Here is a 23,398-nt window from a genome sequence, read left to right as displayed (position 1 = left end):
GCTACTCTCTTGTTTAACACTTGGTTCTTGATTTCATTTGCTGCGACAGTTGTGTCTGCCAGCTACTGGCCTGTGATGCCACATTGGGTTTGGGCACCATTGATGCTGTTGTTAGTGCTAGCATCAACAAAGTATAGCGTTTTCCGGAGTGCAAGAGGTCCAGTAACAGCATTGATACTAGTTATCTGCCTAGGGAATGCGATTGAAATACAAACGAGTCGCTTATTCCAATCAGGGCAGAATACTACCATAAATGCGTCGGTTGTTAGCCTTTTTAGTGAAAATAGCCATGGTTTTGAAAGCGTAATAGTAGCCAGATCAATTGGCGGCGAAAAATTAATCTTTCCCCAATTGATAAAATTGCGTTTGTTTACTCCTTTTAAGTTAACGCTTGGAGATGATGTCTATTTATCGGCCTCAATAAAGCCGGTATGGGGCAAACTCAATGAAGCCGGCTTTGACCTCGAAAAGTACTTGTTTAGTGCTGGCGTGGTTGCCAATGCAACTTACAGAGCAGAAACCAAATACCGAATTCACTCTAGCACTAACTTACGCTCCCGGTGGTTTGAAACCAGCCTTGAAAGGTTAAGTCTGCTGGCAAATCAAGACCTCATTATCGCTTTGAGTTTTGGATATCGCGACCTTATTCCCCCTCAGCGGTGGGGTATGCTTAAAAGCAGTGGCTTGATTCACTTGATGGCTATCTCGGGGCTGCATATTGGGATTGCCTTTGGTATTGGTTATCAGATTGGCAAGATATTCAGGCTACTTTCCCCTTCATTTCTTTGGTTACCTACAATATTCGGGCTCGGCTTGGCGTATTTCTATAGTTGGTTTGCTGGGTTCACGCTGCCAACCTTGAGAGCTTTAGTGATGTGCGTCATCGCCAGTTATTTCTTGTGGCGTGGGCAAAATATTAGTTTGCTCCGGTATGTTGCTTTAAGTCTATGCGTGGTTCTGCTGATTTGGCCGTTTTCAGCCTTGTCGAGCAGCTTTTGGTTGTCCTTTGGTGCATTGGGCGCTGTTCTCTATATCGCGTTGAGTATTCAGCGCTCAGCTTCTACATTTATCGACCGCGTACTCCAACTTATTAAGATTCAACTGATGCTGACATTCCTGATCGCGCCTTTCTCGATGCTGTTTTTCAAAGGAGTCAGTTTAGTCTCTGTTTTCTACAACTTGTTCCTTTTGCCTTGGGTATCGATGGTGACGATCCCGCTGTTGTTTCTGGCAATGTTTCTAAGCTTAATATCGGAGTCAGTGTCTGGCGTGGTTGGTATAACGGCGCTAGACAATGGCGTGGTTAGCCAGCTGTGGAAGTTGGTCGACTTGTCGCTTGATCCTCTCGTATTTAGTCTTCCTTTCTCTGAGCGATTTTGGATCCAAGTCGATAATCAGACGATTGCATTATCAGTATTCCTTATCTTGTTTTTGAGCTTTGTCAGTCGGTATTTCAAGCGAACATTATCGATATTAGTAACTGCAGTGTTTGTGCTGTGGTGGGAATTCAGCAAACCCCAGCAAGACAAACTAACTATTGATATCTTGGATGTTGGGCATGGGTTGTCTTTGGTCTTGGAAAAGAACAATCAGATTGTTGTTTATGATCTTGGCAATGCGTGGCCAGGAGGCTCGGTTGTTGAGTCTTTGTTGATTCCTACTTTGAATCAGCGGGGGATTTATGAATTAGAAGGCGTGATTGTGAGTCATTTCGATTCTGACCATGCTGGTGGTTATCCGGCGTTACTTGAGAACTATATGCCAAAGTGGATAAGAACCAGTCAGAACATTATTCAAGAACGCCAATCTATCACTCAAGCCTCGTCTAGTATTCAAACATGCACTATTGGAGAGGTTTGGAACTGGCAAGATGTTGTTTTTGAGGTGTTGTGGCCGCCTAAGCAAGTAAAGAGGGCGTATAACCCACATTCGTGTGTGGTCAGGATCTCAGATCATAGTGTTGATTTCTCAATGTTGCTCACTGGTGATATTGAACTGGTAAGTGAGTGGTTACTTGCTCGTGAAGGAGAACAGCTAAGGAGTGATGTCATGTTGGTTCCTCATCATGGTAGTGATTCGTCATCGATTAAGTCGTTTATTGAGGCTGTGTCTCCACAGCTAGCGATAGCTTCTCTTGCTAAAGGCAATCAGTGGGGAATGCCGAGTGAGTCTGTTATTGAACGCTATCAGGAAGCGGGGAGTACTTGGCTTGATACTGGAGAAAGCGGACAAATAACCATCACTCTTAGCAAAGAAGGTTGGCAATATCATGCGATTAGAGAACAACAAGGCGGGCAGTGGTATAGGCAGATGCTCCGTAAGGGAGTAGAATAGATAGATTATTGTGAGAAAATTAAGCGATTCTATGTCAACACAAACAGATGAAACTACCTGGGTCACATTTAAAAGACTTTGGACTTATATTCGACTATATAAGGCCGGCCTAGGTGTTGCGGTAATTGCGCTTATTATAAATGCCGTTTCTGATACCTATATGATTTCCTTACTAAAGCCGTTACTTGATGAAGGCTTTGGTAATGCTGAATCTGACTTTTTACGCACGCTTCCTATTATTATCTTTGCCATGATGTTTATTCGTGGTGTCAGTGGCTTTGTTTCAACCTATTGTTTGAGCTGGGTCTCTGGCAATGTGGTGATGGAAATTCGTCGTAAAATTTTCAGCCATTTCATGCACATGCCTGTTTCTTTCTTCGATAAAGAACAGACAGGCGCATTGCTATCTCGAATTACTTACGATTCAGAGCAAGTGTCTGCAGCAACCAGTAAGGCGTTAGTCAGTATTGTCCGTGAAGGTGCAAGTATTATTGGCTTGTTGACGCTGATGTTCTGGAATAGCTGGCAGTTGTCTTTAGTTCTATTTGCTGTCGCACCCGTTGTCGCTTGGGCTATTACCATAGTTTCTAAGCGATTCAGAAAGATCTCTAAAAATATGCAGACCAGTATGGGCCATGTGGCGTCGTCTGCAGAGCAAATGTTGAAAGGACATAAAGTAGTTCTAACTTATGGTGGTCAAGACATAGAGAAGCAACGTTTTGATCAAGTTAGTAACCAAATGCGCCAACAGAGTATGAAGTTAGTAACAGCACAAGCAGCCGCTAACCCAATAATTCAGATGATTGCGTCTGTTGCCGTTGTGACTGTGTTGATCTTAGCTAGCTTTGACTCTATTCGAGCTGAGTTAACCCCCGGCACATTTACTGTTATTTTCTCTGCGATGTTCGGCTTAATGCGCCCATTAAAAGCACTAACTAGTGTAACGTCTCAGTTCCAACGCGGTATGGCGGCGAGTACAACTCTATTTGGTTTGATGGATCTAGATACTGAGCAAAACAAAGGGACGTTGAAGCCTGAATCTGTAACGGGTGAAGTTGCAGTAAAAGATGTCACGTTTACTTATGAAGGAGCAGAGAAACCAGCACTTGATAAGGTCAGCTTCAATATACCGAAAGGTAAAACGGTTGCGCTTGTTGGGCGTTCTGGCTCGGGCAAGAGTACCATTGCCAACCTATTTACTCGTTTTTATGATGTAGACTCAGGTTCAATTGAGCTTGATGGCCACGACATTCGTGATTACGAATTGAGAAACCTGCGGGAGCATTTTGCTCTGGTATCTCAAAATGTGCACCTATTTAATGATACGGTCGCCAACAACATTGCTTACGCCGCACACGATGAATATTCCCGAGAGCAGATTGAACATGCAGCTAAACTTGCCCATGCGAGTGAATTTATCGAAAACATGGAAAACGGTATTGATACGGTTGTTGGCGAGAATGGTGGCAATCTATCAGGTGGTCAAAGACAGCGTATTGCTATTGCACGAGCGCTATTGAGAGATGCACCAGTTTTGATTCTTGATGAGGCAACGTCTGCACTGGATACCGAGTCAGAGAGAGCGATTCAATCTGCACTAGAAGAACTGCAGAAAGACAAAACAGTATTAGTTATCGCACACCGACTCTCTACCATCGAGCAAGCTGATGAAATTCTAGTGGTTGATGATGGTCATATTGTAGAAAGGGGCGCACATGCTGAGCTAATCGCACATGATGGTGCCTATGCACAATTACACCGAATTCAGTTCAGCGGATAAGATTAGGTCTTGTTGTGATCGAAAAGATTTGGTTTAACAATCACCCGTTGAAATATCTTCTCTGGCCGCTATTGTGGCCACTGAGTCTGCTGTTCAAAATGATCAGTAGTCAGCGTCGTGACGCTTATCTATCGGGGAAGAAAGAGACCTACCGCCCGCCTTTACCTGTTATTGTTGTGGGCAATATTACTGCTGGTGGAAATGGTAAAACACCGGTTGTGATTTGGTTAGTTGAGATGCTTCAGGCTCACCGCTTTAAACCCGGAGTCGTATCTCGTGGCTACGGTGCAAAAGCACCAAGCTATCCGTTGGTGTTGGATGAAAATACGCCAGCAGAGCATTCGGGTGATGAACCTCGCTTGATTCGGAAGCGAACTGGTGCGCCAGTTGCAGTCGACCCTGTGCGCGCTAACGCGGTGAAAGCATTGCTGAACAAAGGCGTTGATGTGATCATCACTGACGATGGCCTTCAGCATTACGCGCTTGAACGCGATATTGAATTTGCAGTTATCGACGGCGCAAGACGCTTTGGTAGCGAGAGCTTGATTCCTTTAGGTCCATTACGAGAGCCTTTATCTCGTTTAGATGAAGTCGACTTTTTGGTGAACAATGGAGGTAAAGCGCACGGGAGAGAGTTCTCGATGTCTTTGCTTCCAAGCCAAGCGGTTAACCTAAAGACTGGTCAGAAAAGGTCTGTGGCAGAATTACAGAAGCTGGTGGCTTTTGCCGGTATTGGCCACCCACCGCGCTTTTTTAAAACATTGGAAGATCTTGATGGTGATGTGGTCTTCACACAGGGCTTCGCCGACCATCAAGATTTTAATAAAGATGAACTTCATGCCTTAGCTAATAAAGGTATGAATCTGATTATGACAGAAAAAGACGCTGTAAAATGCGAAGAATATGCTCAAGATAACTGGTGGTATCTTCCAGTTTCTGCGCAGTTTGATGAAGATTCGCAACAGCAAATTTTAAAAAGAATAAAAGAGGTTATGGAATACTATGGATCACCGTCTACTTGAGATCGTTGCTTGCCCTGTATGTAAAGGTAAACTAACTTTTGACAAGGATAAGCAAGAGCTTGTTTGTAAAATTGATCGCCTTGCTTACCCAATTAAAGAGGGTATTCCTGTTCTTTTAGAACCTGAAGCTCGCACCGTTTCTATGGATGAGGGTAAGTAATGTCTTATACGGTTGTTATACCTGCAAGATACCAATCGAGCCGTTTACCAGGGAAGCCACTTGCTGACATTGGTGGAAAGCCGATGATTCAATGGGTATACGAACAGTCAATGAAAGCGGGTGCCGATAAAGTTATTATCGCTACCGACGACGCTCGAGTTGAAAAAGCGGCTAAAGCATTTGGCGCGACCGTTTGTATGACATCACCGAATCATGAGTCAGGCACTGAACGCCTAGCTGAAGTGATTGAAGTTATGAAGATTCCTGATGATCATATTATCGTGAATGTTCAAGGTGATGAGCCACTTATCCCACCTTCGATCATTAATCAGGTTGCCAACAATCTTGCTAACAGTACAGCTCCGATGGCAACGTTAGGTGTGGAAATCACTCATGCTGATGAAGTGTTTAACCCTAATGCCGTTAAAGTTGTAACCGATAAAGACGGTTACGCCTTGTATTTTAGCCGAGCAACCATCCCTTGGGATCGCGATGCTTACGCGAACAACGGTACTGCAGCGGAATCTCCTTTGCTTCGTCATATTGGTATTTATGCTTACCGAGCGGGTTTTATCAATACCTACATCAATTGGGAACCAAGCACTCTTGAACGTATTGAGTGCCTAGAGCAATTACGAGTACTTTGGTACGGTGAAAAAATCCACGTAGACGTTGCAGCGGAAGCGCCGGCTGCTGGTGTTGATACGCCTGAAGACCTAGAAGCGGTTCGAGCTATTATTGGCTAAGCTTCTTTGAGCGAGTTCTTGTTTGCTCTACAAAATGAAAAATGATGAGCCTTGCCTATTGCGAGGCTTTTTTCTATCTACCGAAAAATGCGCTATCGAAAAGCGCGTGTGTGTCTTATTGACCTAAGCAAACGGATATTGAGATAGTTGCATTGGTTTATGCATCATCAACACGGAATTATCTGAGATTTACCTCGCTCGAGTACCAATTTTTCTCTATAATATGCCGCCTATAAAGTAGTGGCGAATCGCTAGTACAGAATAAAACTTACGACAAAACGTGGAGTAAAAGATGCCTTCTCAAAGCCCAGTGATTACGGTTGATGGACCAAGTGGTGCAGGTAAAGGTACCCTGTGTATGTTGCTAGCTGATAAGCTAGGCTTTCATCTTCTAGACTCAGGCGCGATCTATCGCGTATTGGCTTTAGCGGCAATTCACCATGGTGTGGATACTGAATCAGAGGATGCTTTAGTACCGCTTGCTACACACTTAGACGTGCAGTTTATTGCTGAAGGCGACTTAGTTAAGGTTATCCTAGAAGGTGAAGATGTGTCTGGTGAACTTCGTAAAGAAGAGACAGGCATGGCGGCTTCAAAAGTTGCTGCTTTACCTCGCGTTCGCGAAGCACTGCTTCGTCGTCAACGTGCATTCAGCGCTGCGCCTGGTTTGGTTGCAGATGGTCGTGACATGGGAACGGTTGTGTTTCCTGAAGCTGAAGCGAAAATATTTTTAGATGCAAGTGCTGAAGAGCGTGCGAGTCGCCGCCTTAAACAGTTGCAACAGAAGGGGTTAGATGTTAAATTTGACGACCTTTTGAGCGAGATCCAAGAGCGAGACGACCGAGATCGTAATCGCCCAGTGGCGCCACTTCGCCCTGCAGAGGATGCTCTAGTGCTTGATTCCACCTCAATGAATATTGAGCAGGTAGTAGAAAAAGCACTACACTATATTGAATCGAAACTGGCTGGGTAATTTCGCCGAGCTAGTACGAACGTTGGTCGCAAGGATGATGACTGGCGAATTTATCAACCCCATGCGGTAGGATACCCATGGACGTTTAATTATTGAAGATTAAATAATGACTGAATCTTTTGCTCAACTCTTTGAAGAGTTTCTATCTGAAACTGAATTCCAACAAGGCAGCATCGTTAAAGGTACTGTAGTAGCTATCGAGAACGGTTTCGTTCTTGTAGACGCTGGTCTTAAGTCTGAATCTGCTATCCCTGCTGAACAATTCAAGAACGCTGCTGGCGAACTTGAAGTTGAAGTTGGTGCTGAAGTAGACGTAGCTCTAGACGCTGTTGAAGATGGTTTCGGTGAAACTCAACTTTCTCGTGAGAAAGCTAAGCGTCACGAAGCTTGGATCGTACTTGAGAAAGCTTGCGAAGAAGCTGAAACTGTTGTTGGTATCATCAACGGTAAAGTTAAAGGTGGTTTCACTGTTGAACTTAACGGTATCCGTGCTTTCCTTCCAGGTTCTCTAGTAGACGTACGTCCTATCCGTGACACTGCTCACCTAGAAAACAAAGAGCTAGAGTTCAAAGTAATCAAGCTAGACCAGAAGCGTAACAACGTTGTTGTTTCTCGTCGTGCTGTTATCGAATCTGAAAACAGTGTTGAGCGTGACGAACTTCTTGAAACTCTACAAGAAGGTACTGAAGTTAAAGGTATCGTTAAGAACCTTACTGACTACGGTGCATTCGTTGACCTTGGCGGTGTTGACGGTCTTCTACATATCACAGATATGGCTTGGAAGCGCGTTAAGCACCCATCAGAGATCGTTAACGTTGGTGACGAAATCCTAGTTAAAGTTCTTAAGTTCGATCGTGAGCGCACTCGTGTTTCACTAGGTCTTAAGCAACTAGGCGAAGATCCATGGGTAGCAATCGCTAAGCGTTACCCAGAAGGTCACAAGCTTTCTGGTCGTGTTACAAACCTAACTGACTACGGCTGCTTCGTTGAAATCGAAGAAGGCGTTGAAGGTCTAGTACACGTTTCTGAAATGGATTGGACTAACAAGAACATCCACCCTTCTAAAGTTGTTAATGTTGGCGACGAAGTTGAGGTTATGGTTCTTGATATCGACGAAGAACGTCGTCGTATCTCTCTAGGTCTGAAACAGTGTAAAGCTAACCCATGGCAGTCATTTGCAGAAATGCAAGCTAAGGGCGACAAAGTTACTGGTAAGATCAAGTCTATCACTGACTTTGGTATCTTCATCGGTCTAGAAGGCGGTATCGACGGTCTTGTACACCTATCTGACATTTCTTGGAACGCTGCCGGCGAAGAAGCTGTACGTGAATACAAGAAAGGCGACGAAATCTCTGCTGTTGTTCTAGCAGTAGATGCAGAGCGTGAGCGTATTTCTCTTGGCGTTAAGCAAATGGAAAACGACCCGTTCAACGCATACGTTGCTGACAACAAGAAAGGTGTTCTTGTAAACGGTACTGTTACTGCAGTTGACGCGAAAGGCGCTACTATCGAGCTAATCGAAGGCGTTGAAGGTTACATCCGCGCTTCTGAAGTTTCTCGCGACCGTATCGAAGATGCATCTCTAATCCTAAGCGTTGGCGACAGCGTTGAAGCGAAGTTCACTGGTGTAGACCGTAAGAACCGCGTAATCAACCTATCTATCAAAGCTAAAGATGAAGCTGATGAGCAAGAAGCAATGGCTTCACTGAACAAGTCTGAAGAAGGCGCGTTCGGTAACGCAATGGCAGACGCATTCAAAGCTGCTAAAGGCGAATAATAGCTTCTCATTAAGAGAATTATAGCTATCTAGCCAAGAAAGGAGCCGTAAGGCTCCTTTTTTTTTGCTTATTTTTCCGATAGGTCTATAATTTCTAAAAAGAAAACCAACGAGGGTAACTATGACTAAGTCTGAATTGATTGAAAGACTGTGCGCTGAGCAAACGCATCTTTCTGCAAAAGAAATTGAAGACGCTGTAAAAGACATTTTAGAGCATATGGCTTCAACACTAGAAAGTGGTGATCGAATCGAAATTCGCGGTTTTGGCAGCTTTTCTCTGCATTATCGTGAGCCTCGTGTTGGACGTAACCCAAAGACTGGTGACAAGGTAGAGTTAGAAGGTAAATACGTTCCTCACTTCAAACCAGGTAAAGAGCTGCGTGAACGAGTAAACTCAGGAATGTAGCCTACTTATCGGAATTAAGAAAAGCGGCATACTATAATGTATGCCGCTTTTTTATGACCATAATATGGTGGTCTGATTAGTAATTTTCCTGCATAATCGTACAGCTAACCAACCAATGAGTGATGAACTATGAAAATTATAAAAATAGTCGCCGTTATCGCACTTTTCCTAATTGCACTGGCTTTAGGCTCTCAAAACCAAACAACTGTGAATTTCAACTATCTGCTAGCGCAAGGTGACTTCCACCTCTCAAGTTTATTAGGTGTTGTATTCGTTTCAGGCTTCGCCCTTGCTTGGTTAGTCTTTGGTAATATGCACATGCGGTCTCAGCTAAAAATTCATCGCTTGAAGAAGCAACTCAATAAGCAATCAAAGCAGGTCGCTGCTGATACTAAAGCTTAAAGGCTATATTTGATGTTAGAGTTACTGTTCTTACTTTTGCCCATCGCAGCCGCTTATGGCTGGTATATGGGTAATCGTAATGCTCAGCAAGAAAAACAAAAGCAATCACACCAGATCTCCCGTCAATACGTGACGGGTTTGAACCTATTACTGTCAGATCAATCTGACAAAGCGGTTGATCACTTCATTGAGCTGCTTCAAGTAGACAATGAAACCATCGATACTCACTTGGCTTTGGGCAACTTGTTCCGCTCAAGAGGCGAAGTCGACCGCGCTATTCGTATTCACCAAAATCTCATCTCTCGTTCGGGGCTTACCCTCGATCAGAAAAATCTCGCACTGCAACAATTAGCTAAAGACTACATGGTCTCTGGCTTCCTTGATCGTGCCGAAAAAATCTTTGAACAACTTGTAGAAGAACCTGACCATAAAGAGGGCGCCTTACAGCAGTTGGTGGCTATTTACCAGCAGACCCGCGAGTGGAACAAGGCTATCCATTACGGAAATATTTTAGTTAAGCTCGGCAAGAAAAAAATGAAGATGCGTGCGACCGTTGCGCATTTCTGGTGTGAGCTTGCGATGCAAGAACAAGCCGATGGTAATCGTTCTAAAGCGCTTCAGCATTTTAAGAAGGCGCTTTCTGAAGATCCTAAATGTGTTCGCGCTAGTATCGCGCTAGGAAAGTTCCACTTAGCGAACGAAGATTACCAAAAGACAATTGATTGTCTTGAATCGGTACTTGAACAAGATATCGATTTTATCAGTGAGGTGTTGCCAACCCTTGCTGAGTGTTACCACAAGCTTGGACAAGAAGCTCAATTGGTTGAGTTCCTCAAAGTGTGTATTCAGAAGAAAGCCGGTGTATCTGCCGAACTGATGCTGGCGCAATTGGTTGCTCACCATGAAGATGTAGGCTCTGCTCAAGAGCTACTGACAAAGCAGCTTGTTAAAAATCCAACCATGAAAGGTTTTTATCGATTAATCGATTACCACCTAGCGGAAGCAGAAGAAGGCCGAGCAAAAGACAGCTTAACCACACTTCAATCTATGGTTGGTGAACAGCTTAAGGTTAAGCCTCATTACCGTTGTCGTCAGTGTGGTTTCTCAACACACTCAATGTATTGGCACTGCCCTTCATGTAAAGGGTGGGGGACGATCAAGCCTATTCGTGGGCTTGATGGTGAATAGATTTGTGGTCACTTTAAGACCAAATTATTAATTGCAGCTTTCGGGCTGCATTTTTATGACTGTTATTTATCACCTGCTTAGGTGATTAGAAGTTTTTAGAAAGTTAACTGCGTTAGGAGATGAAATGAACGACCAAAAAATCATTGTAGCCTTGGATTATGATAATCAAGCGGATGCGTTAGCCTTTGTCGATCGTATTGACCCAGCATCTTGCCGTCTAAAAGTGGGCAAAGAGATGTTTACCCTGTTTGGCCCTGAATTTGTTCGTGAATTACATAAGCGTGGTTTCTCAGTATTTTTAGACCTTAAATTCCACGACATCCCGAACACATGTTCAAAAGCAGTTCGTGCTGCCGCAGAACTGGGTGTTTGGATGGTGAACGTACACGCAAGTGGCGGTGAGCGTATGATGACGGCTTCTCGCGAAATCTTAGAACCTTACGGCAAAGACCGTCCACTGTTAATCGGTGTAACGGTACTCACCAGTATGGAGCAATCTGATTTAGCGGGTATCGGTCTGGATCTTGAACCACAACAACAAGTGATGCGCTTGGCTTCTCTAACGAAAAACTCTGGCTTAGACGGTGTTGTATGTTCTGCGCAAGAGGCTTCTTTGCTTAAAGGTGCACTTGGTCAGGAGTTCAAGCTAGTTACTCCAGGTATTCGTCCTGTCGGCGCTGATGTTGGTGACCAGAAGCGTATCATGACGCCTTCTAAAGCGATTGAATCCGGTTCAGACTACCTTGTTATTGGCCGTCCGATTACGCAAGCGATAGACCCTGCTGCTGTGCTTGCAGAGATCAACGGTACGTTAGCTTAAGTCTATATTTAGATTGAGATATAAATAAAGAAGGCCAGCAAATTGCTGGCCTTAATTTTTTTGTCTGGATTAGTCTAAACTGGACTGAGTGCTCAGTGTGGAGCCTAAACTGGAGCACCACTATGGAATTTGAAGTCGCTGTCATCTGAAGTGATAAGATCAGCTTCTACTTGAGCAAAATGCGCAATACGCTCTGAAATATCTTTCCCTGCGATCTGCTCTGCTAGCTCAAGATAGTCTTGGTAGTGGCGAGCTTCCGAGCGAAGTAGAGACACGTAAAACTTCTCCATGTCTTCTTCCAAGAAAGGAGCCAATTTAGCGAAGCGTTCACAAGAGCGAGCTTCAATAAACGCACCGATGATAAGCTTATCAACCAGAGCATCAGGCTCGTAAGTCTTAACTTGTTTGATCAAGCCTTTAGCGTAACGACCCGCCTCGATTGGCTGGTAAGTCACGCCTTTCTTCTCCATCAACTCCATGACTTGGTAGAAGTGATGCAGCTCTTCTTTGATCAGTAATACCATCTTATCGATCAGGTCAGCACCGTAATTACAGCCTTCTTTTGCGGTGATTTGCTTAGATACGTTGCTTTTACCACGCAGAGACTCTAAGTCTCCGATACGACGGTAGGCAAATTGTTCGTATGGCAAAATCCACTCATTCAGTTGCTTCGCGCTTTCTTTATCGACAGCGTACTTGCGAATAAGGAACAAAGCACTTTGTGCCGCCTTAAGTTCACACAGCATGTGATCGCGTAGAATGATGTGAAGGTTTTCAGGCTTTTTGGCTTCATCTATCCATGAATCTGGCGTTTCGGCTTTAAGAAAAGAGTGGATTGGAGCGAGTAATTCTTGATACATGGTCAGGGAAAGTTTGTTGATAATACGGTGATTTTATCACAGCTCAAGAGATCTCCCTATACAGAGAAAGGAAATTCAACAGCTACAAAAAAGGCCGCCTATTTAATGTAAATAAGGCGGCCTTTAAGTGTTGAGTTAGACTGTTACCATTTCTTCTTCTGACCGAAGAGGGCATCCATATCGTCTTCTCGCTCTTTAGATTCCATCTGCTGTAAATCTTGAGCGTTTTTGTCTTGGCGTTTCTGGTCAAGCTCGTCGAGCATCTGTTGAAGCTTTTCTTTGGCTTGATTAGAGTACGAGTCGTTCTTAGTCGCTAAAGCATCAATACCTTTGCGTAATAGCTGAATCGCTGTTCCCGGTTGTCCGCGAGAAATCGAATCGTTTGCACGTTTAATAACATTCTCAATGTTAATACGGATTTGAATCGTTTCTAGGCGAGCATTTTCAACCACATAAGCTTGAGTCTCGAAACGGCCTTTATTGTGCTCGTTACGTACTGTATCACGCAGGCGCTTAACTAACTTAAGCATCATGATCGCTTGCTTGTCACTACTTGGTACGCGGAAAGCGGTGCTTTCGCCACCTTTGTAGTTCTCTTTTAACTGAGTGATTTGTTGTTTTACACTTTCAATGCGTTGGGCAAGCTGCTTATTTTTTGGATCGAGTTGATACATGTTTTCTAATGCATCAAGAATTCGATTGTTTAAGCATACAAGAAGATCTTGGCTAAACGGCATGTGATGAGCGTTGCCAATCAGTTCTTCTGTACCGTCAATAATGGTTAGATAACGAGAAGCTTCCTGTTTCTTCGCTGTTTCTACCTTAACTTTATATTGAAGCATGATGTTGTAGCCTAAAACTAACACCAAAAGAACGGCTACTAAGGCGATTATTAAACCAATATTCATATGTTTGAGTCTGCTTATTATTTTCTATAGCTAACTGGAGAGGATACACGATTCCATTGTGTATCGGCACTCGTAAATTGCAATTTCTGATTATCTCTTGTTGAGCGAAATCGGCAATCAAAACTTACCAACTAATGTATGAGAATGAGGGTTGGGTTGCAAAGCGTTAGTGATGTTTTTGTTTGTTAAGCTAGAAAAACTCAATTTTCCTGTCATTTTTGTGTTCGAAGCGTTATAACTATTAATTATATTACACGCGACTAGAACGCTCTCTTTGCAAATAAGTTAGCACAGAAATGAGTAAAGGATTACGAGGTTAGATATGAAGTTACAGCAACTGAAGTACATTGTTGAGGTTGTAAACCATAACCTAAATGTTTCAGCTACAGCAGAGAGTTTGTACACATCTCAGCCTGGCATTAGTAAGCAAGTTAGATTACTTGAAGACGAACTAGGCATTCAGATTTTTGAGCGTAGCGGCAAGCATTTAACGCAGGTTACCCAAGCGGGTGAGGATATCATTCGTATCTCTCAAGAGATTTTGGCGCGCGTTGAAAGTATTAAAGCGGTAGCGGGTGAGCACACTCATCCAGAGATGGGTACATTGAATATTTCAACGACTCATACTCAAGCTCGTTATGCACTGCCTGATGTGATTAAAGGTTTCACGGCGCGCTATCCAAAAGTATCGCTTCACATGCACCAAGGCACGCCAAGCCAAATGTCAGAAGCCGTCGCTAAGGGTACAGCGAATTTTGCGATTGCAACGGAAGCGCTACACCTTTATCAAGATGCGATCATGCTGCCTTGCTACCACTGGAACCGTTCGATCGTCGTGACCAAAGATCACCCTCTGGCACAGAAGCGTAATATCACGATCGAAGATCTTGCGGCTTACTCTCTCGTGACTTATGTATTTGGTTTCACTGGCCGTTCTGAGCTTGATACCGCGTTCAACAAAGTAGGGTTAACACCGCGTGTTGTGTTTACCGCGACCGATGCAGACGTAATCAAAACCTATGTTCGTATGGGCATTGGTGTTGGTGTTATCGCAAGCATGGCGATTGACCACGAGCAAGATACTGATTTGGTTGCGATTGATGCGAGCCATCTATTTGGTGCGAGCACAACCAGCATTGGCTTTAGAAAAGGCACCTTCCTGCGCTCTTACATGTTTGACTTTATGGAGCGTTTTGCACCGCATCTGACTCGCCCTGTGGTTGAGCAAGCTATTTCTTTGAAATCGAATGAAGAGATCGAAGAGATGTTTAAAGATATCGAGCTGCCAGTTCGTTAATCTCATCGTGTAAATCTAGATTCTTATTCGGCCTGTATTTGCAGGCCGTTTTTCTTTTGGGTTTTTAGCTTTCGTTTTCTTTATCGAGCCTTTCCATTTCGACCTCTTACCCCTACAATCCACGCATCATAGGGGGAAGCATGCATTCACGATTTAAAATACTCGATTCATTTTTGCTAGAGCACCAGATTTACTGGCGTTCAGAGCCTTTTCACCTATGCCAAACTCAACAGCAGCCGTGGAAAGAGGTCAATCGTCCACTCGTTGATTGGTTAGAAAGCTTAGATAATGAAAGCATTCAAACCTTAAAAGAGCAGCCTCAGCTTTTGGTTGAGGAACTGACTCGTTTCCTACCTGAATTAGATACTGCTACCCAAAACATCCAGTTCGATAACACAGCTTTGGTTGGTTTAGACCTCCCACGTGGTACTGCTGATGGTATTCCTGGCCGAAAGCTACATCAAATTGTCGCGATGGGTGAGGCTGTATTAGAGCATCACCATGGAAAAGAGTGGCTCGAGTGGTGTTCGGGTAAAGGCTTTCTTGGTCGAATCCTATCTCAGCAATCGGATCAAAAAGTCACTAGCTTTGAATGGCAGCAATCGTTATGCGAAAGCGGACAAAAGATTGCGGATGACCAGAAGTTAGAGATGCACTTTGTTCAAGGTGATGCGTTTTCTGAAAGTGCTGATGACGTGTTTAACTCAAACCAACATGCCGTAGCCCTCCATGCTTGCGGCGATCTTCATGTTGAGCTAGTTAAAAAGTCAGTATCACATGGACTACCCGCGGTCACTATTTCCCCTTGTTGTTATCATCTTATTCGAGACGAAGCGTATCAAGCTATGTCTTCTATCGCTAAAAGCTCTGCATTAACGTTAAGTAAGAGCGAATTAAGAATTCCGCTTCAAGAAACCGTCACTGGTGGTGAAAGAGTAAAAAGACATCGTCAACTAGAGATGAGCTATCGTCTAGGCTTCAGCCAGTTACTTAAGGCTGAACTTAACATTGACGAATACATTCCTGTACCGAGCATCAAAAAATCAGAGTTAGCTGAGGGTTTTGAATCTTTCTGCCGCTGGGCATCTGAAGTGAAAGAGATGTCGTTGGGTTCAGATATTGATTTTGACTCTTATTTTGTTCAAGGCGAAGTGCTTTTCTGGGAAATGGAAAAGCTGAGTTTGGTTCAACAAGTCTTTAGACGACCTTTAGAGATATGGCTAGCTTTAGATCGCGCTATCTATCTGCAAGAACAAGGTTATGAAGCTTCGATTGAAGAGTTCTGCGAACGCAGTATTACGCCAAGAAATCTATTGATTCACGGGGTTAAAATCGAGCGCTAGTGGTAAACAGTCTATTCGTGTTTTTTTCCCCCTAAATCCAGTAATGCAAAAAAGCCAGCGCGACATTATGTCGTACTGGCTTTTTGTTTAATGTGTATGAGTTAACTGAACGCTTCAACGAGAAGATTATTGCGTTCAGTCAATCATTACATCATTAGTTAAACATTGCGATTGCTTCTGCTGGGTCTATGTATTCAAGGTCAAAGCTCTCTGCAACTTCTTTACAAGTTACTTTACCGTGAATAACGTTTAGACCTTCTAGGAAGCCTTCATCAGATAGAAGTGCTTCGCGGTAGCCTTTGTTCGCTAGCTTAACAATGTAAGGAAGTGTTGCATTGTTTAGTGCGTAAGTTGAAGTGCGAGCAACAGCGCCAGGCATGTTTGCAACACAGTAGTGAACTACGTCATCAACAATGTAAGTTGGGTCTGCGTGAGTGGTTGCGTGAGAAGTCTCGAAACAACCGCCTTGGTCGATTGCAACGTCAACAACTGCTGAACCTGGCTTCATCTTAGCGATGTGCTCTTTTGTAACCAGTTTTGGCGCTGCTGCACCAGGGATTAGTACTGCACCAATCACTAGGTCTGCTTCTAGAACATGCTTCTCAATAGCGTCTTCAGTAGAATAAACCACTTTTGCGCGACCTTGGAATTCTTCATCAAGACGACGCAGTGTATCCACGTTACGGTCAAGAATTGTAACATCAGCGCGAAGGCCTACAGCCATACGTGCTGCGTTAGCACCTACAACACCGCCACCAACAACAACAACTTTTGCTGGTTCAACACCAGGAACGCCACCAAGAAGAAGACCACAACCACCGTTAGATTTCTCTAATGTTTGTGCACCTGCTTGAATAGACATACGACCAGCTACTTCAGACATTGGTGCTAATAGTGGCAAGCGACCCATATTATCTGTTACAGTCTCATAGGCTACGCAGACAGCTTTGCTCTTGATAAGCTCTTCAGTTTGTGGAAAATCTGGTGCAAGGTGTAAATAGGTAAATAATATTTGCCCTTCGCGAAGCATAGCTCGCTCGACAGCTTGAGGTTCTTTAACCTTTACAATCATCTCTGCTTTCGCGAAAACGTCAGCAGCAGTAGGAAGAATGGATGCGCCTACAGCGATGTAATCATCGTCTGAAAAACCGATACCAGTACCGGCATTGGTTTCTACAAAAACTTGGTGGCCGTGTGAGATTAGTTCTCTCACGCTAGCTGGGGTCATACCAACGCGGTATTCGTGGTTCTTGATTTCCTTAGGTACGCCAATGATCATCCTGACTCCTCATTTTATTTTGGTTGTTTTATCTATGTGTAGGGTAATTCTGTCGAATTAATATCTAGTATAGATAGGTTCAGATAAAATTTGATACTGAATATTAAAAAGTTGTAGTATATTTTTTTGCAAGGAAGTAATAAGGTGGAATAAAAAATGGCAGACAATTATAAGAAGCCGTCCAAGGAACTAGATCGTATTGACCGCAACATTCTTAATGAGTTGCAAAAAGACGGTCGTATCTCAAACGTTGAACTCTCAAAACGAGTAGGACTTTCTCCAACTCCATGTCTTGAACGTGTTCGTCGTTTAGAACGTCAAGGTTACATTACTGGGTACACAGCGTTGCTGAACCCACAGTACCTTGATGCTTCACTTTTAGTGTTTGTTGAAATTACGTTGAACCGTGGTGCGCCAGATGTGTTCGAACAATTCAACACCGCTGTGCAGAAACTGGATGACATCCAAGAGTGTCATTTAGTGTCGGGTGATTTTGACTATCTTCTAAAAACACGTGTATCTGATATGGGTGCTTACCGTAAGCTACTGGGTGATACGTTACTTCGTCTACCGGGCGTAAACGACACTCGAACTTACGTAGTAATGGAAGAAGTGAAACAAACCAATCAACTTGTGATTAAAACTCGTTAGTCACAATTGGTGAAATGAAAGAAAGCGGACATTTGTTCCGCTTTCTTGCTTTCTGGAATTGGGTTTTTCTGTTTGATATGGTTAAATCAACAGTAGTTTCATTGAAACGAGCGGCTTTGGCCGCTCGAGATGTTTTTATTCCGTTTAATTATTAAGTTGGTTTATGTTCAAGCAGAGCAGTAATAAAGTAGAAACAATCATTAAAACGAGCGAAGAGCCTCAGTCTCCTCGTTTGAGTGGTTCTCAACGTCTCAAAGAGTGCAGTCTGATTCTCGGTGTTCTCTTCTCTATTCTACTTGCCGTTGCGTTATTAACTTTTAGTCCTGCAGACCCATCATGGTCGCAAACGGCGTGGGGTGGTGACATTCAAAATGCGGGTGGCTACCTAGGTGCTTGGTTGGCGGATACGCTTTTCTTCGTATTTGGCTCTTTGGCTTACCCTCTGCCTATCTTAGTGACGGTTGCTGCGTGGGTTTTGTTCCGCAAACGTAATGAAGACGAGCAGATCGACTTCATGCTGTGGGGCACTCGCTTGCTTGGCCTGACTATCCTAATTCTTACGAGCTGTGGTCTCGCGGATATCAACTTTGACGACATCTGGTACTTTTCATCCGGTGGCGTGGTAGGTGACGTTTTAACAAGCCTTGCACTTCCAACGTTGAATGTTCTTGGTAGTACGCTGGTTCTTCTTTTCTTATGGGGTGCTGGTTTCACTCTATTAACCGGTATCTCTTGGCTAAGCATTGTGGAATGGTTGGGTGAATGTGCCATCAAATTTTTCACGTCTGCTGTTAATAAGGCTCGTGGACAAGACCAAGAGCTGCTTGAGCCTCAATTAAGAGAATCAGCAGACCGCGATTTAATCGAAGAACGTCATCAGCAGCATCAAGAGCCAACTTACCGCGATGTTCCTGCTATAGAAGGCAACAAAGAATCAACAGAACATGACCCGCTAGATCCTGCGATGAGTTTTTCTGCGACCAATGATTCTTCAGACGTGGCGACAAATGCGCGAGACAATGCTGCATCGCCGAAGCGTCATTACAATATTCATATGCCTGTCGAAGCTACAGCGAAGCAAGATGTTCCTGTTCATGAAGAACCTCAGGTTCAGCCTCAAGCGGTAATTGAGTCAGAGCAACCGATCCCTGCAGCAGCTGTTTACCAAGCGCCAGAAGAGCCGTTAGAAGAAGGCATTGAGCGCTCGAAGCAGCTAAATGCAACAATAGAGCAGCTAGAAAATGCGGCCATGTATGAAGATGACCTAGCAGAACAAGATCAGCTCGACGCGCATGATTCTCAGGTTGCTTACCAACAATACATGCAGAACGAACAACCAGAAGTTAGCCCTGCTCATGCTGACCTTGAAAGTGCTGAACCAGAATTAGATAGCTCACCACAAGTAAATGGCGAATTCGGTGCTGAAGATGTTCAACCTGAATCTCTATACGTTTCACCTATGGGCGAACCAGAAGCAACCGTGGAAGACGATTTCTCTGCACAACCTTCACCGTTTGATGTGACGGAAGAGCAAAGCTACCAACAGGGTTCAGATTTTGAGTCTGAGCAGACTGAAGCTGAATTAGCTGGCGCAGCATTAACCGAAGAACAGTTTGAACCTTTCTCTTATCAAGAAGAACATTCAGAGCCGGAACAGCCAACAGCACAAAGCCTAGAGCCAGCTGTTGATCTTCCTTGGGAAGAAGTAACGGAAGAAGAATCTGCGCATCAAGATCAAGATGTCGCTGCATTCCAAAGCATTGTTTCTGAAGCACAAGCGAATATGGCAGCGACGCAGAATCCGTTCTTGGTTCAACAAGGTGTTAATTTACCGAAGCCTGCTGAGCCATTACCAACACTTGAATTGTTATTCCACCCTGAAAAGCGTGAAACCTTTATTGACCGTGACGCACTAGAGGCAATTGCTCGTCTTGTTGAATCTAAGCTAGCGGACTACAAGATCAAAGCAGACGTTGTCGACATTTTCCCAGGTCCAGTAATCACTCGATTCGAGCTCGATCTGGCTCCGGGCGTGAAAGTAAGCCGTATTTCTGGCCTTTCTATGGACTTAGCGCGTTCACTCTCTGCATTGGCAGTACGTGTCGTAGAAGTGATTCCGGGTAAACCTTATGTTGGCTTAGAGCTGCCGAACATGAGTCGCCAAACGGTATTCTTCTCAGATGTGGTTGCTAGCCCTCAGTTCCAAGAAGCGAAATCGCCAACGACAGTGGTTCTGGGACAAGACATCGCTGGTGAAGCGGTCATTGCTGATCTATCGAAAATGCCTCACGTTCTGGTTGCGGGTACAACCGGTTCTGGTAAGTCGGTAGGTGTGAACGTAATGATTCTGAGTATGCTTTACAAAGCATCACCGGAAGATGTTAGATTCATCATGATCGACCCGAAAATGCTTGAGCTATCGGTTTATGAAGGCATCCCTCATCTATTGTCTGAAGTGGTAACCGACATGAAAGATGCGTCGAACGCCCTTCGTTGGTGTGTTGGCGAGATGGAACGTCGTTATAAGCTGATGTCAGCGTTAGGCGTTCGTAATATTAAAGGTTACAACGATAAGCTTAAGATGGCTGCGGAAGCGGGTCACCCAATTCACGATCCACTGTGGAAGCCGGGCGACAGCATGGATCCTGAAGCACCATTGCTTGAGAAGCTACCTTACATCGTGGTTATCGTTGATGAATTTGCTGACCTAATTATGGTGGTCGGTAAGAAGGTTGAAGAATTGATTGCGCGTTTGGCACAAAAAGCACGTGCGGCGGGTGTTCACTTGATTCTAGCGACACAACGTCCATCAGTGGATGTTATTACTGGCCTTATCAAAGCGAACATTCCAACCCGTGTTGCCTTTACGGTATCAACCAAAACGGATTCACGAACTATCCTTGACCAAGGTGGTGCGGAATCACTATTGGGCATGGGTGATATGCTTTACTTGCCACCGGGTTCTAGCCATACAACTCGTGTTCACGGTGCCTTCGCATCTGATGACGATGTACACGCAGTTGTGAATAACTGGAAAGCGCGTGGTAAGCCAAACTATATTGATGAGATCACCAACGGCGAACAAACCCCAGAAACCTTGCTTCCGGGTGAGAAGATGGAAGGTGATGAAGAGGTCGATCCTCTGTTTGATCAGGTGGTAGAACACGTTGTTCATTCACGTCGTGGCTCAGTTTCAGGCGTACAACGTCGATTCAAGATTGGCTACAACCGTGCTGCACGTATTGTCGAGCAACTCGAAGCTCAAGGTATTGTGAGTGCTCCAGGCCATAACGGTAACCGAGAAGTCTTGGCACCAGCGCCACCAAAAGATTAGTTCCACTAGGAACTCATACCCATTAAGTCGGTCAAATCGAAAATATGACCGACTTATGTTCTAACAGGATTATTGATGAAAAAAGTATTCGCACTTTTATTTATGAGCTTCTCAGTGTTTGCTTCTCCGAAAGAAGAGTTGAGTAGCCGTTTGGCATTAAACGCAGGCTTCAGCGCTGACTTTAAACAAGTCGTGACCAGTCCTGATGGTGATGTGGTTATGGAAGGTGAGGGCACGGTTGAGATTGCACGCCCAAGCTTGTTCCGCTGGGAAACGACTTTCCCTGATGAAAACTTGTTGGTATCTGATGGCCAAAGCTTGTGGTACTACAGCCCGTTCATTGAGCAAGTGAGCATCTACTGGCAAGAGCAAGCGACTTCACAAACACCTTTTGTCCTACTTACACGTAACCAAGAAAGCGATTGGGATAACTATAATGTGGCGCAAACGGGTAACCAATTTACGCTAACGCCAACCGCTGTCGATTCTAATCAGGGCGACTTCCAGATTAATATCACCGAAAAGGGCATTGTTCAGGGCTTTAATGTGATTGAACAAGACGGTCAAAAAGGTGAGTTTACCTTTAGCAATGTTGACTTGGGTAAACCTGCAGCAGACCGCTTTACTTTTGTGGCACCGGAAGGTGTCGAGGTCGACGACCAAAGAAACTGATCTAAATAAGCAGATCGTTTGGTAGTACGTCGATAGGCATCAATGCCATCAACGAATCAAGAGATTGCAATTGAGTAATTACAGCTTAGATTTTGCGGGGGACGAAGATTTTCGTCCCCTTGCTGCTCGTATGAGACCGGAAACTGTCGAACAGTACATCGGTCAGCAGCATATATTAGGCCCAGGTAAACCACTTCGCAGAGCATTGGAAGCGGGCCATATCCACTCGATGATTTTGTGGGGGCCTCCGGGCACCGGTAAAACGACGTTAGCCGAAGTAGCAGCAAACTATGCCAATGCTGAAGTGGAACGCGTATCGGCGGTAACCTCGGGCGTAAAAGACATCCGTATTGCGATTGAAAAAGCACGTGAAAACAAGCAAGCAGGGCGCAGAACGATCCTGTTTGTGGACGAAGTCCATCGCTTTAACAAAAGTCAGCAAGATGCTTTTCTGCCTCATATCGAAGATGGCACCGTGACCTTTATTGGTGCGACGACAGAAAACCCTTCTTTTGAATTGAACAACGCTTTGTTGTCACGTGCGCGTGTCTACAAACTGACGTCCCTGAATACAGATGACATTTCTCTCGTTATTCGCCAAGCGATTGAAGACAAGCAACGCGGGTTAGGTGATGTGCCTGCTGATTTTGCTGATAATGTTTTAGATCGCCTTGCAGAACTGGTTAACGGTGACGCACGTATGTCGCTTAACTACCTTGAACTGCTGTATGACATGGCAGAAGATAACGATAGAGGCGAGAAAGCGATAACCTTGCAGTTGTTGGCTGAAGTGGCTGGTGAGAAAGTCGCTCGTTTCGATAATAAGGGCGATATTTGGTACGACTTAATATCTGCGGTTCATAAGTCTATTCGTGGCTCAACCCCTGATGCGGCCTTGTACTGGTCTGCGCGAATGATTGCGGCGGGTTGTGACCCTTTGTATATCGTAAGGCGCTTGCTTGCGATTGCTTCTGAAGATATCGGTAACGCTGACCCTCGTGCAATGCAGGTGGCGATGTCGGCGTGGGATTGTTTCACTCGCATTGGCCCAGCCGAAGGGGAGCGTGCGATTGCTCAGGCGGTAGTTTATCTTGCGTGTGCGCCAAAGAGTAACGCCGTTTACACCGCGTGGAAGCAAGCTCTAACAGATGCTCACAATCTTCCTGAATATGAAGTGCCGCATCATTTACGAAATGCACCGACAACTTTGATGAAGGACATGGGCTACGGGCAAGAATACCGTTATGCTCATGACGAACCAGGAGCCTACGCGGCGGGTGAAAAGTACCTGCCTCCTGAAATGGGAGAGAAGCAATACTATTTCCCAACAAAACGAGGCTTAGAGACCAAAATTGGCGAGAAGCTAGATTATCTGGCGGATTTGGACGCAAAAAGCCCACAAAAACGCTATGAAAAGTAGTCTTTTTTGGATATCGTTACCTAGTC

At 44.5% G+C, this 23,398-nt stretch carries 20 protein-coding genes; 17 read left to right on the top strand and 3 right to left on the bottom strand.

Annotated elements, in window-relative coordinates; translation table 11 throughout:
* Window positions 1–9: 9 nt before the first annotated feature.
* The 11 genes from AB6E85_RS02405 (at window position 10) to pyrF (ending at window position 11,608) form a co-directional block, all read left to right on the top strand.
* Complete coding sequence (locus tag AB6E85_RS02405) at window positions 10–2,334, top strand: DNA internalization-related competence protein ComEC/Rec2 (protein WP_372141293.1); 2,325 nt, start codon at window positions 10–12, stop codon at window positions 2,332–2,334.
* A gap of 31 nt (window positions 2,335–2,365) precedes the next feature.
* Window positions 2,366–4,114: a lipid A ABC transporter ATP-binding protein/permease MsbA gene (msbA, locus tag AB6E85_RS02400; protein ID WP_065584348.1), complete on the top strand. Its 1,749-nt coding sequence runs from the start codon at window positions 2,366–2,368 to the stop codon at window positions 4,112–4,114.
* 14 nt (window positions 4,115–4,128) lie between these two features.
* Window positions 4,129–5,136: a tetraacyldisaccharide 4'-kinase gene (lpxK, locus tag AB6E85_RS02395; protein ID WP_372141291.1), complete on the top strand. Its 1,008-nt coding sequence runs from the start codon at window positions 4,129–4,131 to the stop codon at window positions 5,134–5,136.
* Window positions 5,117–5,296 (top strand): Trm112 family protein, encoded by a 180-nt coding sequence (locus AB6E85_RS02390; RefSeq protein WP_004736429.1) that lies wholly within the window; start codon window positions 5,117–5,119, stop codon window positions 5,294–5,296. The genes lpxK and AB6E85_RS02390 overlap by 20 nt, the downstream gene beginning before the upstream one ends.
* Window positions 5,296–6,042, top strand: coding sequence for a 3-deoxy-manno-octulosonate cytidylyltransferase (gene kdsB / locus AB6E85_RS02385; protein ID WP_086970374.1), 747 nt, complete (start codon window positions 5,296–5,298; stop codon window positions 6,040–6,042). The genes AB6E85_RS02390 and kdsB overlap by 1 nt, the downstream gene beginning before the upstream one ends.
* Window positions 6,043–6,334: 292 nt before the next feature.
* Window positions 6,335–7,015, top strand: coding sequence for a (d)CMP kinase (gene cmk, locus AB6E85_RS02380; protein ID WP_017060237.1), 681 nt, complete (start codon window positions 6,335–6,337; stop codon window positions 7,013–7,015).
* Window positions 7,016–7,121: 106 nt separating this feature from the next.
* The gene (rpsA, locus tag AB6E85_RS02375; RefSeq protein ID WP_010439921.1) at window positions 7,122–8,792 is read left to right on the top strand and encodes a 30S ribosomal protein S1; all 1,671 of its coding nucleotides are present in this window, start codon (window positions 7,122–7,124) and stop codon (window positions 8,790–8,792) included.
* A 121-nt stretch (window positions 8,793–8,913) separates the two neighbouring features.
* Window positions 8,914–9,198 carry an integration host factor subunit beta gene (gene ihfB, locus AB6E85_RS02370; protein WP_017060238.1) on the top strand — a complete coding sequence of 95 codons (285 nt, stop codon included), beginning with the start codon at window positions 8,914–8,916 and terminating at the stop codon, window positions 9,196–9,198.
* A gap of 129 nt (window positions 9,199–9,327) precedes the next feature.
* A complete protein-coding gene (locus tag AB6E85_RS02365) occupies window positions 9,328–9,600 on the top strand; it encodes a LapA family protein (protein WP_017066774.1) in 273 nt (90 codons plus the stop codon).
* Between the two features lie 12 nt (window positions 9,601–9,612).
* Window positions 9,613–10,788, top strand: coding sequence for a lipopolysaccharide assembly protein LapB (gene lapB / locus AB6E85_RS02360; RefSeq protein WP_372141288.1), 1,176 nt, complete (start codon window positions 9,613–9,615; stop codon window positions 10,786–10,788).
* Between the two features lie 124 nt (window positions 10,789–10,912).
* Window positions 10,913–11,608, top strand: a complete 696-nt coding sequence (gene pyrF / locus AB6E85_RS02355; protein ID WP_017078954.1) for an orotidine-5'-phosphate decarboxylase — start codon at window positions 10,913–10,915, stop codon at window positions 11,606–11,608.
* A 104-nt stretch (window positions 11,609–11,712) separates the two neighbouring features.
* Here the strand turns inward: pyrF and miaE are convergent, their stop codons facing one another.
* Both miaE and AB6E85_RS02345 read right to left on the bottom strand, forming a co-directional pair.
* On the bottom strand, window positions 11,713–12,468 hold the full coding sequence (gene miaE / locus AB6E85_RS02350) for a tRNA isopentenyl-2-thiomethyl-A-37 hydroxylase MiaE (protein WP_008224293.1): 756 nt from the start codon (window positions 12,466–12,468) through the stop codon (window positions 11,713–11,715).
* Between the two features lie 143 nt (window positions 12,469–12,611).
* Window positions 12,612–13,376, bottom strand: a complete 765-nt coding sequence (locus AB6E85_RS02345; protein WP_372141286.1) for a DNA repair protein — start codon at window positions 13,374–13,376, stop codon at window positions 12,612–12,614.
* Between the two features lie 322 nt (window positions 13,377–13,698).
* Between AB6E85_RS02345 and cysB the strand changes: the two genes are divergently transcribed.
* Together cysB and AB6E85_RS02335 are read left to right on the top strand one after the other, a co-directional pair.
* Window positions 13,699–14,673 carry an HTH-type transcriptional regulator CysB gene (cysB, locus tag AB6E85_RS02340; protein ID WP_017060244.1) on the top strand — a complete coding sequence of 325 codons (975 nt, stop codon included), beginning with the start codon at window positions 13,699–13,701 and terminating at the stop codon, window positions 14,671–14,673.
* A gap of 140 nt (window positions 14,674–14,813) precedes the next feature.
* A complete protein-coding gene (locus tag AB6E85_RS02335; RefSeq protein ID WP_372141285.1) occupies window positions 14,814–16,016 on the top strand; it encodes a methyltransferase in 1,203 nt (400 codons plus the stop codon).
* A 154-nt stretch (window positions 16,017–16,170) separates the two neighbouring features.
* On the opposite strand, the gene ald is transcribed toward AB6E85_RS02335, so the two are convergent.
* The gene (gene ald, locus AB6E85_RS02330; RefSeq protein ID WP_372141284.1) at window positions 16,171–17,295 is read right to left on the bottom strand and encodes an alanine dehydrogenase; all 1,125 of its coding nucleotides are present in this window, start codon (window positions 17,293–17,295) and stop codon (window positions 16,171–16,173) included.
* Window positions 17,296–17,451: 156 nt separating this feature from the next.
* Here ald and lrp point away from each other — a divergent pair, with 156 nt between their 5' ends.
* The 4 genes from lrp to AB6E85_RS02310 all read left to right on the top strand — a co-directional run bounded on the left by lrp (window position 17,452) and on the right by AB6E85_RS02310 (window position 23,372).
* A complete protein-coding gene (gene lrp, locus AB6E85_RS02325; protein ID WP_004734558.1) occupies window positions 17,452–17,946 on the top strand; it encodes a leucine-responsive transcriptional regulator Lrp in 495 nt (164 codons plus the stop codon).
* Between the two features lie 163 nt (window positions 17,947–18,109).
* On the top strand, window positions 18,110–21,280 hold the full coding sequence (locus tag AB6E85_RS02320) for a DNA translocase FtsK 4TM domain-containing protein (RefSeq protein ID WP_372141282.1): 3,171 nt from the start codon (window positions 18,110–18,112) through the stop codon (window positions 21,278–21,280).
* A gap of 75 nt (window positions 21,281–21,355) precedes the next feature.
* The gene (lolA, locus tag AB6E85_RS02315; RefSeq protein WP_017060248.1) at window positions 21,356–21,952 is read left to right on the top strand and encodes an outer membrane lipoprotein chaperone LolA; all 597 of its coding nucleotides are present in this window, start codon (window positions 21,356–21,358) and stop codon (window positions 21,950–21,952) included.
* Window positions 21,953–22,022: 70 nt separating this feature from the next.
* Window positions 22,023–23,372 carry a replication-associated recombination protein A gene (locus tag AB6E85_RS02310; RefSeq protein ID WP_372141281.1) on the top strand — a complete coding sequence of 450 codons (1,350 nt, stop codon included), beginning with the start codon at window positions 22,023–22,025 and terminating at the stop codon, window positions 23,370–23,372.
* Window positions 23,373–23,398 lie beyond the last annotated feature (26 nt).

Source organism: Vibrio sp. 10N.247.311.51, from assembly GCF_041467855.1.
Lineage (GTDB): Bacteria > Pseudomonadota > Gammaproteobacteria > Enterobacterales > Vibrionaceae > Vibrio > Vibrio coralliirubri.
This window is presented reverse-complemented; position numbering and strand designations above follow the sequence as displayed.

What these genes read in the sequence shown, in the direction of transcription:
- msbA (WP_065584348.1), top strand. Translation starts at nt 2,366, where the DNA reads ATGTCAACACAAACAGATGAAACTACCTGGGTCACATTTAAAAGACTT.
- AB6E85_RS02390 (WP_004736429.1), top strand. Translation starts at nt 5,117, where the DNA reads ATGGATCACCGTCTACTTGAGATCGTTGCTTGCCCTGTATGTAAAGGT.
- kdsB (WP_086970374.1), top strand. Translation starts at nt 5,296, where the DNA reads ATGTCTTATACGGTTGTTATACCTGCAAGATACCAATCGAGCCGTTTA.
- cmk (WP_017060237.1), top strand. Translation starts at nt 6,335, where the DNA reads ATGCCTTCTCAAAGCCCAGTGATTACGGTTGATGGACCAAGTGGTGCA.
- rpsA (WP_010439921.1), top strand. Translation starts at nt 7,122, where the DNA reads ATGACTGAATCTTTTGCTCAACTCTTTGAAGAGTTTCTATCTGAAACT.
- ihfB (WP_017060238.1), top strand. Translation starts at nt 8,914, where the DNA reads ATGACTAAGTCTGAATTGATTGAAAGACTGTGCGCTGAGCAAACGCAT.
- AB6E85_RS02365 (WP_017066774.1), top strand. Translation starts at nt 9,328, where the DNA reads ATGAAAATTATAAAAATAGTCGCCGTTATCGCACTTTTCCTAATTGCA.
- lapB (WP_372141288.1), top strand. Translation starts at nt 9,613, where the DNA reads ATGTTAGAGTTACTGTTCTTACTTTTGCCCATCGCAGCCGCTTATGGC.
- pyrF (WP_017078954.1), top strand. Translation starts at nt 10,913, where the DNA reads ATGAACGACCAAAAAATCATTGTAGCCTTGGATTATGATAATCAAGCG.
- miaE (WP_008224293.1), bottom strand. Translation starts at nt 12,468, where the DNA reads ATGTATCAAGAATTACTCGCTCCAATCCACTCTTTTCTTAAAGCCGAA.
- AB6E85_RS02345 (WP_372141286.1), bottom strand. Translation starts at nt 13,376, where the DNA reads ATGAATATTGGTTTAATAATCGCCTTAGTAGCCGTTCTTTTGGTGTTA.
- cysB (WP_017060244.1), top strand. Translation starts at nt 13,699, where the DNA reads ATGAAGTTACAGCAACTGAAGTACATTGTTGAGGTTGTAAACCATAAC.
- AB6E85_RS02335 (WP_372141285.1), top strand. Translation starts at nt 14,814, where the DNA reads ATGCATTCACGATTTAAAATACTCGATTCATTTTTGCTAGAGCACCAG.
- ald (WP_372141284.1), bottom strand. Translation starts at nt 17,295, where the DNA reads ATGATCATTGGCGTACCTAAGGAAATCAAGAACCACGAATACCGCGTT.
- lrp (WP_004734558.1), top strand. Translation starts at nt 17,452, where the DNA reads ATGGCAGACAATTATAAGAAGCCGTCCAAGGAACTAGATCGTATTGAC.
- AB6E85_RS02320 (WP_372141282.1), top strand. Translation starts at nt 18,110, where the DNA reads ATGTTCAAGCAGAGCAGTAATAAAGTAGAAACAATCATTAAAACGAGC.
- lolA (WP_017060248.1), top strand. Translation starts at nt 21,356, where the DNA reads ATGAAAAAAGTATTCGCACTTTTATTTATGAGCTTCTCAGTGTTTGCT.